General features: G+C 52.2%; 1 protein-coding gene. It reads left to right on the plus strand.

Annotation, left to right across the window (positions count from 1 at the left end; translation table 11 throughout):
* Positions 1 to 299: 299 nt before the first annotated feature.
* The coding region (locus tag RZO55_RS25870) for a DivIVA domain-containing protein (protein WP_369293200.1) at positions 300 to 368 on the plus strand (69 nt) is incomplete at its 3' end.

A 368-nucleotide genomic window follows, 5' to 3' on the forward strand; every position in this document is an offset into this window, starting at 1 on the left:
AGGTGACGGAGGACCCGTCCCGTCTGCTGGAGGAAGGCGATACCGTCTCTCTGAGAGGGTGGGGGCGGTTTCGAGTCGATGTCGTGGAGGGAAAAACAAAAAAGGGAAGGGTTCGGGTCCGGGTGGAGCAGCCGAAATGAGGGATGGATGAGGTGTTGGAAGGGGCATCGCTTCCCGAAAAAAGGAGGAGAGCCAATTTTTGACTCAAAAAATGGACAAGTCGGTGTGGCTTTCCGGCAGGATTTTTGTTAGTATTGTCGAATAGGGAACGTTGAAGCACTCCCGAGGAGGTGTCGATCATGCCGCTTACGCCATATGATATACACGATAAAGAGTTTAAACGCTCTTTCCGCGGTTATGATGTGGAC

It is taken from the genome of Clostridium boliviensis, assembly GCF_033342255.1.
Taxonomy (GTDB): Bacteria; Bacillota; Clostridia; order Lachnospirales; family Lachnospiraceae; genus Lacrimispora; species Lacrimispora boliviensis.